11 protein-coding genes are annotated in these 9,110 nt (G+C 65.9%); 6 read left to right on the top strand and 5 right to left on the bottom strand.

The window, feature by feature from the left end:
• Positions 1–146: 146 nt before the first annotated feature.
• Together EII34_RS03580 and EII34_RS03575 are read left to right on the top strand one after the other, a co-directional pair.
• Positions 147–686, top strand: coding sequence for a DUF6301 family protein (locus tag EII34_RS03580; protein ID WP_124842996.1), 540 nt, complete (start codon positions 147–149; stop codon positions 684–686).
• A 201-nt stretch (positions 687–887) separates the two neighbouring features.
• Positions 888–1,379, top strand: coding sequence for a TY-Chap domain-containing protein (locus EII34_RS03575; protein WP_124842994.1), 492 nt, complete (start codon positions 888–890; stop codon positions 1,377–1,379).
• A gap of 221 nt (positions 1,380–1,600) precedes the next feature.
• Here the strand turns inward: EII34_RS03575 and EII34_RS03570 are convergent, their stop codons facing one another.
• From EII34_RS03570 to trmB, 5 genes are all read right to left on the bottom strand, one after another.
• A complete protein-coding gene (locus EII34_RS03570; protein ID WP_124842992.1) occupies positions 1,601–2,488 on the bottom strand; it encodes a hypothetical protein in 888 nt (295 codons plus the stop codon).
• A 186-nt stretch (positions 2,489–2,674) separates the two neighbouring features.
• On the bottom strand, positions 2,675–3,280 hold the full coding sequence (locus EII34_RS03565; protein ID WP_124842990.1) for a superoxide dismutase: 606 nt from the start codon (positions 3,278–3,280) through the stop codon (positions 2,675–2,677).
• A gap of 61 nt (positions 3,281–3,341) precedes the next feature.
• Positions 3,342–3,926: a class I SAM-dependent methyltransferase gene (locus tag EII34_RS03560; protein WP_124842988.1), complete on the bottom strand. Its 585-nt coding sequence runs from the start codon at positions 3,924–3,926 to the stop codon at positions 3,342–3,344.
• Positions 3,923–4,726, bottom strand: coding sequence for a tRNA pseudouridine(38-40) synthase TruA (gene truA / locus EII34_RS03555; RefSeq protein WP_124842986.1), 804 nt, complete (start codon positions 4,724–4,726; stop codon positions 3,923–3,925). Before truA ends, EII34_RS03560 begins: the two co-directional genes overlap by 4 nt.
• Positions 4,723–5,436 carry a tRNA (guanosine(46)-N7)-methyltransferase TrmB gene (gene trmB / locus EII34_RS03550; RefSeq protein WP_124842984.1) on the bottom strand — a complete coding sequence of 238 codons (714 nt, stop codon included), beginning with the start codon at positions 5,434–5,436 and terminating at the stop codon, positions 4,723–4,725. The genes truA and trmB overlap by 4 nt, the downstream gene beginning before the upstream one ends.
• Before the next feature lie 196 nt (positions 5,437–5,632).
• On the opposite strand from trmB, the gene EII34_RS03545 reads away from it, so the two are divergent.
• The 4 genes from EII34_RS03545 to EII34_RS03530 are packed head-to-tail and all read left to right on the top strand — an operon-like array spanning position 5,633 to position 9,071.
• Positions 5,633–6,868: an ABC transporter substrate-binding protein gene (locus EII34_RS03545; protein ID WP_124842982.1), complete on the top strand. Its 1,236-nt coding sequence runs from the start codon at positions 5,633–5,635 to the stop codon at positions 6,866–6,868.
• Positions 6,868–7,890: a FecCD family ABC transporter permease gene (locus EII34_RS03540; RefSeq protein ID WP_124842980.1), complete on the top strand. Its 1,023-nt coding sequence runs from the start codon at positions 6,868–6,870 to the stop codon at positions 7,888–7,890. Before EII34_RS03545 ends, EII34_RS03540 begins: the two co-directional genes overlap by 1 nt.
• Positions 7,887–8,651 (top strand): ABC transporter ATP-binding protein, encoded by a 765-nt coding sequence (locus tag EII34_RS03535; RefSeq protein WP_124842978.1) that lies wholly within the window; start codon positions 7,887–7,889, stop codon positions 8,649–8,651. The genes EII34_RS03540 and EII34_RS03535 overlap by 4 nt, the downstream gene beginning before the upstream one ends.
• 9 nt (positions 8,652–8,660) lie before the next feature.
• Positions 8,661–9,071: a YccF domain-containing protein gene (locus EII34_RS03530; protein WP_124842976.1), complete on the top strand. Its 411-nt coding sequence runs from the start codon at positions 8,661–8,663 to the stop codon at positions 9,069–9,071.
• The last annotated feature ends 39 nt before the right edge of the window (positions 9,072–9,110 follow it).

Below are 9,110 nucleotides of genomic sequence, written 5' to 3'. Positions count from 1 at the left end.
CTGTTGTAGACTGGTAAAGCATCGGCTGCTTTCATGATTGGGTTTTGTTGCAAGTCAATCATTTCATGAGGCAGCCGATGTCCTTTGTATTACTGGCGGCGTTTCATCCAAAATAGCCCTCGTGAATAACACCTTTAGTGTGGGCCTTGAGATTTGTTCAAAAGGTAGGGGGGGTCGAGGTTCTCGGTCTTGGCGAGAAAGAGATGGGTGACATGAAGTCGATCCCAGTTGATGAGGTCGTGAGGTTGGCGGAGTATTTCGTCGGTCTGGATTGGCCGTTGTCCAGGGAGCAGGGGTATTCTGCCTGTGAGGCTCTGGGATGGCCTGGAAGCGGCGACGGCGGCTTCGCCATGCCCTACGGGCTGAACATGCCGGAAGCTTCCGTGATCGTGGGAAAGGAGGAAGGTGGCGTCACGCGCATCTACTTCCGGGTAACGGACGTGCAGCGGGAAGCTCCTGCAGACGAGCGACTCGAACTGAACGATTTGTTCGTCAGTTACGTGGATGCTCTCAGGGCGGTCTTGGGGAGAGGAAAGACCAAGAAATCAAAAGAGGATCACGAGGCCACATGGGGCACCTCAAACGGATCCCATATTGAACTGGTAAACAACTGGAGAACGATTCGCCTGTACGTCTTCAGTCCTTCTTGTGTTGAGACTCTCAGGTGCTTGGACAATGCACATTGAAACACCTTCTCGCACAAACAATTAGAGCAGAGTCAAGCGCAGTGCGTACTCAAAGCGACCCAGCGACCCCCGCTTCCGTTTGGGATCAAATCACGAAGGCCCGAAGCTAGGCGCAACTCGAGTCTTTCATGCCTCGATGGGATCGTTCTTGAAGGTCAAGTACACTGATCATGACCTGACAATTATTCGAAGGGAGATGTGATGGACGACTGGGATGAGTTCTCGGTGCGGTTCCTCAGGACCGTCATGCAACTGGGGGAGCGGAGCTTCCTGGTGCTGGTGAACCCCGAGAACAGGCAGTTCACAGTACAGCTGAGAGTCGACGAGGATGCCCTCCACGCACACTGTTCGATCACAATCCTCAATCTGGACGATCCAGCGGTGACAACGCGGCTGAGCGAGCTGGGCTGGATCGGTACGGGTGAGGACGCCGAGCAGGGCTACTTCTGGGGGCGCAACCTCCCACTCCCAGCGATGTCGTCCGCCTACCAGCGCCTGGTGGACGACTCCGTCGCAACGATGCGCGAACTCCAAGGCATCTCGGCGCCATCACAACTGCGCTACAAGGCCTGGCGTGAGCCCGAAGGCATCCCCGACGGCGTGCTCTACTACGAGGAGGACCTGGCCGAACTGGACCCCGGGGAGAATCCCTTGCACCTCGACCTTGGGATTCCACTGGAACCTGAGCCCTGATCCCTCCCAGCCCCAACCTCAGGGAACCGCGAGCTCGGACCACGACCGAAGAGGTCGTTCATGACGGCGCCTGCTCAGTGCTTCACCGGCTGTGTCGCGACGTGCGGCGATCAGGTCGAGCTCCGCGGGCAACAGTGCGCCCACCGTCGACTCGACACCGGTTGCTGCTCCCGGAGACCCGTCCAACACCAAGGTCATGAGGAGCCCCTCAGCGTTGATGATCACAGGTGGGAGACGTACCTGCCAGCCTCCTGCGGGACGTGAAGAAGCTGAAGCGACGGATTCAGCTCGTGGAGTTCCCGAAGATCCGCAGGGCCGAGGCGGGTCCCGCGTAGCGTCAGGTGCGAGATCCTCCGCCCAGCCGGCGAAACCACGAGTGCCCGGAAGTCCTCCGGGCTGGTGAACAACCCGGCCAGCTCCGCATCGTCGGCATCACGGACCGTCGCAATGTCATGGACCTCCGCGTGGTCCAGCGTGACCAGGCCGGGGAAACGCGCACTGTCCGACAGGTTGGCGATGAAACCCTGATGTGCCGTCCCGCACTGGAGACGGAGCCGGGCCAGAGGATGCTCCGGGCCGTCGAAGAAATTCTCGTCAGGAGCCGACGGGACGACGAGCGACTCCATGGCGGGCATCATGCCGAGCAGCCTCGCGATGGTCCCGCCCTCGCTGCAAGGATCCTCCTGCGAGGAGATGAGACTGAGATTGTGGTCACCGGCGTCGGTGAGCCCCACACCCAGGTGGACCAGGTGAGGGAAGGTCACATCCGCGAGCAACAAGCGTGTGAACTCCCACGCCCTGATCCCGTTGGCCCCCTCATCGGGCCCACTGAACTCCAGCGAACGCACACGCTCAGCATGTCCTGGCTCACTCAGCCAGGTCAGGAAGGCCACCAGGGGATAGTTCACCCCGTCATCGGTGATCTCGGCTGCTTCGTCCGGCACGTCGTCGTGGGAATCGCCGTGGAAGTGCAGGTGCAGCAGATCCCCCGCTCGTGAGAACCCAACTCGGGCCACCTCCTCGTAGGCGTCATCGATCTCCAGGGTTTCCGCCTGGAAACGGTGGATCCGGGTCTGCAGATCCAGCAGACCGGCCAGGATCTCATCCATCAGGGCTCCTTGGGTGGAGACAGGGGACAGGTGCTCGACGGTCCCTGCTCTCAAAGACTGTTTCTGGGAGAACTACCACACCTCAGCGGAGGGCTGTCCAGGTGCTTGCCCGACCGCTGCGAGGAGAGAAGCCAGGACACGGGGAGGGCCCGGACCCCATGTGGCCCGAGCCCTCCCCGTCGCCCCTCAGAACTGGGTCTGCGAGGCCTTCGCGAAGCGCTCCGCGACATCGGCCCAGTTGACGACGTTCCACCAGGCGTTGACGTAGTCGCCCTTGACGTTCTTGTACTGCAGGTAGAACGCGTGCTCCCACATGTCCAGCTGCAGCAGCGGGATCTGCGCGGCCGGCAGGTTGCCCTGCTGGTCGTACAGCTGGTTGATGTTGAGACGACGCCCCAGTGTGTCGAAGACCAGCATCGACCAGCCGGAACCCTGGATGGCGTTCGCGACGGCGTTGAACTGCTTCTGGAAGTTCTCGAAGCTGCCGAAGTACTCGTCGAGCGCAGCCGCGAGCTCACCGTCGGGACGGCCCCCGCCCTCCGGCGACATGTTCTTCCAGAACACCGAGTGGTTGACGTGACCACCTAGGTGGAAGGCCAGGTCCTTCTCCAGCTTGTTGATCGCGCCGAAGTTGCCGGACTCGCGGGCCTCGTCCAGCTGCTCCAACGCGGTGTTGGCCCCCGCCACGTAGGCGGCGTGGTGCTTGCTGTGGTGGAGTTCCATGATCTCCGGGGCGATGTGCGGGGCCAGCGCCCCGTAGTCGTAGTCGAGGTCGGGCAGGACGTAGGTCATGGGTGACTCCTCACGGTCTGGTTCCACTGAACGACACCCATCCTATGCAGTTCCTGCACACTCACGAGGAACGACGCTGCACCTTCAGGACCCGGAACCCCTTGGCCGAAGCCAACCTCGTCGCAGGCCAGCCCTGCTCGCCCAGCCAGTTCGCGAGCGAGTCCGCCCCGAGATTCCTGCCCACCACCAGGTAGGCCACCCCACCCTCCCGCAGCCGGGGCAACCACGTCAGCAACAACTCGTGCAGCGCCTGCTTACCGATCCGGATCGGCGGATTGGACCAGATCTCGTCGTAGACCGCATCGGCAGGGGAGAAGCACCGCACCCGATCCGCCACCTGTGCCCGTTCCGCATTGAGCCGGGTCAGCGCCAGTGCCCGCTCATTGACATCCACCGCATCGACGGTGACCCCGGGGCTCGCCACCGCCAGGCCGACGGCGATCGGCCCGAACCCGCATCCCAGATCCAGCACGTGCCCGGATGTCGGCGGCTCGACACTGCGCAGCAGCACCGCCGTCCCCAGATCCAGCCGCGATCCGGAGAACACCCCGTTCGCGGTGGTCAACGTCAACTCGTGACCGAAGACCGTCGCCCGGATCTCACGGGTCACCATCGTGGAGTCGTCATTGGTGAAGTAGTGGCTCACGAATCCTCCAGTGTCCTCACGGCACGCGCCTGGCTGGCACGCGCCGCCAACTCGGCGTCGGCAGGGTAGCCGACCTCCTCCAGCACCAGTCCGTGCGGTGGCAGCAACGGCACATCCCCGGCGCGACGATCCGAGGCGGCGGTCCGCTCCAGCCACGCCAGGTCCCGCCTCCCCCCACCGACGACAGTGAGCGCACCCACCAGGGAGCGCACCATCGAATGGCAGAACGCATCGGCCAGCAGATGCACCTCGATCACCCCGTCGTCCCGCACACCGACGACGAACTCCTTCAGGTCACGGATGGTGGTGGCCCCTTCCCGGGGCTTGCAGAACGGGGCGAACTCCCGAAGCCCCGTCAACATCTGGGCCCCGGCCTGCATCGTCGAGACCTGCAACGGATGCCGGGTCTGCACCACCTGACCGCGCAGCAGCGGATCGAGCACCTGCTCGGAGCCGATGAGCCGATAGCAGTAACGGCGCCAGATCGCCGAGAACCGGGCATCGAAGCCGGGGGCCGCCCGGCCCACGTCGTGGATGGCGATGTCATCGGGCACGATCCGTCGCAGCCGCCGCAGCAGCATCGCCGGGTCCACGTCGTCGAGATCCACGTGACACACCTGCCCGCGGGCATGCACCCCCGCATCGGTACGGCCAGCGACGGTGAGCCGCGGGGCCTCAGGCAGCCGCAGAATGGTCGCCAGGCACTGCGCCACCTCCCCCTGAACCGTGCGCAACCCCCGCTGATCGGCCCACCCGTGGAAGTCGGCCCCGTCGTAGGCCAGATCGATCCGCAGCCTCACGGCAACCGCCGATACGTCAGGTCACGGGTGGTACGCCCCGCCGCCAAGCCCTTGGCCTCGTACTTCGTCACTGGTCGCGCGTCGTAGCGGGGCGCCCAACCGGGGTGGAGATTCTCGAACCGCGGGTGAGCATCCAGCACCTCACGCTGCCACAACGCGTAGTCCTCCCAGTCGGTGGCGAGTCGCCACAGGCCTCCCGCCTCCAGCTTCGTGGCAGCCACATCGGCCAGGTTCGTGCTCACCAGCCGACGTTTGTGATGGCGGGCCTTGTGCCACGGATCGGCGAAGAAGGTCCACAGCTCGGCCAACGATGCGTCGTCGAACAGCTGGGCCAGGCCCTGGGCCCCATCCGCCATCACGACCCGCACATTGGTGATGTCCTCTCGTCCCAGCCGCCCCAGCGTCGAGGCGACGGCGGGGGCGAACACCTCGAAGGCGATGAAGTCAACCTCCGGACGGGCCGCCGCCATCGGCACCAGTGAGTCCCCGCCACCCGAACCGATCTCCACGATCCGGGGGGCGCGTCTGCCGAAGGCCGCATCCCAGTCCACGACGGCATCCTCGGCGATCGAGGTGTTCCGCTCGGCCTGGGGCACCGCCACGACGAACCGGTCTCGGTACCGCTCCCAGGCCGCGGCCTGGGACTCGTTCATACGGGTGCTGCGGCGCACGAAACTGACGACGGAGCGGTGTGGCCGGGATGGATCCATCCCGTGATGATACCCAGCCCCGCCTTCCTGCTTCCCGACCTGGGCGGGTAGATTCTCCTCAGCGGTACAGCAGAGGAATCCGGTGGGAATCCGGAACGGTCGCGCCACTGTGTACCCCGGGAGCGTCCCCGGGGCAGTCAGGAACTCACTGGGCCGCACTCCCGTTGGACGCGACATCCAGGAAGGGTGATCCCCCATGAAACCACTGCGACTCCTCGCAGCCCTCGCAGTCCTGACCGCTCTGACCGCGGGGTGCACACCACAGTCCCCGCCGGACCCCTCGAGCTCGGGCGCACCATCGCAGGTGACCTCCTCGCAGGCCATCGGGTCCGACGGCTGTGTCAGCACGTACGACCCCGCCGCCGACTACTTCCCTGACAAGGTGACCTTCACCCATGCCGAGGGAGTCACGGTCGAGTACCACGGCTCCTACAAGGTGGTGACCGTCACCGAGCCCGTCATGGGTGCGGCCCCTGAGACCTACGTGCTGGTGCAGTGCGGCACCACCCCTGACCTGCCGGCCGACCTGGCCGACGCCCAGCAGGTCACGATCCCGGTCAAACGTGCCGTCACCTCCTCGACCACCCAGCTGCCCGCCTTCGAGCTGCTGGAGGCCACCGACGCCCTCACCGGGGTCGGCAGCCCGACACTGGTGTGGTCCGAGAAGATCAGGACACGGATCGCCGACGGCAGCATCGCAGGTATCGGTGACGCGACCGGCGCACTCGACGTCGAGACCATCGCGGCCGCAGAACCGGATGTGTTCATCTCCAGTGGTACCCCCGATCCCGTCCACGACAAGCTCCGGGAGTTGAAGATCCCGGTGCTCGGCAATTCCGAGTGGCTGGAGAGCAGCCCGCTGGGGCGTGCCGAGTGGGTGAAGTTCACCGCGCTGCTGACCAACACCGAGGCCAGGGCCAACGAGGTGTTCACCACGATCGAGACCGACTACGAGGCGGTGCGTGCCAAGGTGGCCGATGTCGCTGAGCGGCCGAGCGTGGTCACCGGTGCCCCTTTCCAGGGGGAGTGGTACAAGGCAGGTGGACGCAGCTATGCCGCACGGCTGCTTGCCGATGCCGGGATGGCCTACATCTTCGCCGACGACGAATCCAACGGCAGCCAGCCGGTGGCCATCGAGGCCATGCTGGAGGCGGCCGTGGACGCCGATCTGTGGCTGAATGCCGACTACACCGGGCAATGGGCCGACACCTCGGCCATCGCAGCCACCGATCCGCGTCTCATGGAGCTGAAGGCCGCCAAGCAGGGACAGGTGTACAACCCGGTGCTCCGCATCAACGAGGGCGGGGGCAACGACTACTGGGAGCAGGGCGTGGTCCGTCCCGATCTCGTGCTGCGTGACCTGGCCAAGATCGCCCACCCGGACCTGTTCACCGATGCCGAGTTCGTGTTCTACGCACAGCTGCCCGCCTGATGGCGGTTGGTGCACGGTTCCTCGGGGCGGGCCTCATCCTGACCGCGACGGTGGTCATCTCACTCTGGCTGGGTCCCGCCCGGGTGACCCCCGGGGAGGTCTGGGCGATCCTGAGTGGTGGTGAGGTGCGGGCCGTCGCGCGGCTCATCGTCCTGGACGTGCGGCTGCCCCGCATCCTCATGGCCTGTCTGGCCGGTGCCGCCCTCGGGGTGGCGGGTCTGGCCATGCAGACCCTGTTCCGCAACCCCTTGGCCGACCCCTACATCCTCGGTCTGTCCTCCGGGGCCTCCCTCGGGGTGGCGGCGGTGATCCTCGTGATCGGTGGCGCCGGGGCCGCGACCCTCACCGCGGGGCTCGACCTGGCCGGGGACCTCGCCATCGTCGTGGCCGCTGCCCTCGGCTCCGCGCTGGTGATGCTGCTGGTGCTGGTCCTGGGACGTGCGGTGCGGTCCTCGGTCTCGCTGCTGCTGATCGGCGTGATGCTGGGCTACCTGACCTCGGCCGGGGTGTCGGTGATGATCTCCTTCTCCACCCCCGAGCTGATCGCCGCCTACGCCCGGTGGGGATTCGGCAGCTACGGCGGGGTCACCTGGGGCAACCTGAGGATCATCACCATCGCGATCCTGATCGGCCTGCTCGGGGCGGGAGCACTGCTGAAGACCCTCGACTCCCTGCTGCTCGGGGAACGCTACGCGGCCAGTCTCGGGGTCAGGGTGCGGCGTGACCGTGGGTTGCTCATCGCGGTGACCTCGGTGCTGGCGGGGACGGTCACAGCCTTCTGCGGTCCCATCCAGTTCCTGGGCATCGCCATCCCTCATGTGGCGCGTGGTGTCTTCCACACCTCGAGCCACCGGGTGCTCATCCCCGCGACGGCGCTGCTCGGGGCCTGCATCGCGTTGCTCGCCGACCTCATCGCCACCCTTCCCGGTGACGGGGTGTTGCCACTCAACGCCGTCAACGCCGCCTTCGGGGCGCCCGTGGTGATCTGGCTGCTGATCCGTCGTCGGAGGTGGGAGCTGTGAGTCTGCTGCGTCTTGACGGGCTCACCGTCGGCTACGGGCGACGTCTGGTCCGTGCAGGACTGGACGCCGAGCTGGCCGCGGGGGAGCTGGTGTGCCTGGTCGGTCCGAACGGGGCGGGCAAGTCGACGCTGCTGCGCAGTCTGTGTGGACTCCAGCCCGTGCTGTCGGGACGGATCCTGCTCGATGACCTGGACCTGGGAACGCTGTCAGCGGTGCAGCGGGCCAGACGCGTGGCTGCCGTCCTGACCGATGCGGTCGATCCCGGGCTGCTGAGCGTGGCGGAGGTCGTCGCGCTCGGGCGACATCCCCACACCGGCTGGGCCGCCCGGCTCAGTTCCCACGACCGGAGGGTCGTCGCGGAATCCCTGGCAGGGGTGGGTGCGGCAATGCTGCGGGAGAAACGGTTCGCTGAACTCTCGGACGGGCAGCGACAACGGGTGATGATCGCGCGGGCCCTGGCCCAGGAACCCCGGCTGCTGCTGCTGGACGAGCCGACCGCCTTCCTCGACCCGCCGGGACGACTCCAGGTGTTCGAACTGCTGGCCCAGCTGGCGGTGGAACGGGGGATCGGGGTGTTGGTCAGCACCCACGACGTGGAGGTGGCGGCCCGCCAGGCGGACCGGCTGTGGGTGCTGGGCGAGGGATCGGGGCTGACCATCGGCTCTCCCTCCGCCTTGGCCCGGGACGGCACCTTGACGCGGGCCTTCGGGGGCGAGTACCACCTCGACCCGGTGACCTTCCAGTTCCGGGCACCTTCCTAGAATGGGGTCATGCGTACGGTCCTCAACGTGATCTGGTTCCTGTTCGCGGGGCTGTGGCTCGCCATCGGCTACGTCATCGCCGGGATCCTCTGCTGCCTGCCCATCATCACCATCCCCTTCGGTCTGGCCTCGTTCCGCATGGCCTCCTACGTGGTCTGGCCCTTCGGCTCGGCCGTCATCCCCAAACCGAACGCCGGTGCCGGGTCGATGCTGCTCAACGTCATCTGGTTCCTGCTGTGCGGCTGGTGGCTGGTCCTGGGGCATGTGTTCGCGGCCATCGTCCAGGCCGTGACCATCATCGGCATCGTCAACGCCGTCGTGTCGCTGAAGATGATCCCGATCACCTGCTTCCCCTTCGGCAAGCAGATCGTCAACCGTGACTTCCTGCTGCCCCACCAGCGTCCGCTGCACTCCATCTGACACGAACGGGCCCGGCATCCTCGAGGATGCCGGGCCCGT

Source organism: Arachnia propionica, from assembly GCF_003859805.1.
Lineage (GTDB): Bacteria > Actinomycetota > Actinomycetes > Propionibacteriales > Propionibacteriaceae > Arachnia > Arachnia propionica_C.
This window is presented reverse-complemented; position numbering and strand designations above follow the sequence as displayed.

What these genes read in the sequence shown, in the direction of transcription:
- EII34_RS03575 (WP_124842994.1), top strand. Translation starts at nt 888, where the DNA reads ATGGACGACTGGGATGAGTTCTCGGTGCGGTTCCTCAGGACCGTCATG.
- EII34_RS03545 (WP_124842982.1), top strand. Translation starts at nt 5,633, where the DNA reads ATGAAACCACTGCGACTCCTCGCAGCCCTCGCAGTCCTGACCGCTCTG.
- EII34_RS03565 (WP_124842990.1), bottom strand. Translation starts at nt 3,280, where the DNA reads ATGACCTACGTCCTGCCCGACCTCGACTACGACTACGGGGCGCTGGCC.
- trmB (WP_124842984.1), bottom strand. Translation starts at nt 5,436, where the DNA reads ATGGATCCATCCCGGCCACACCGCTCCGTCGTCAGTTTCGTGCGCCGC.
- EII34_RS03570 (WP_124842992.1), bottom strand. Translation starts at nt 2,488, where the DNA reads ATGGATGAGATCCTGGCCGGTCTGCTGGATCTGCAGACCCGGATCCAC.
- EII34_RS03540 (WP_124842980.1), top strand. Translation starts at nt 6,868, where the DNA reads ATGGCGGTTGGTGCACGGTTCCTCGGGGCGGGCCTCATCCTGACCGCG.
- EII34_RS03530 (WP_124842976.1), top strand. Translation starts at nt 8,661, where the DNA reads ATGCGTACGGTCCTCAACGTGATCTGGTTCCTGTTCGCGGGGCTGTGG.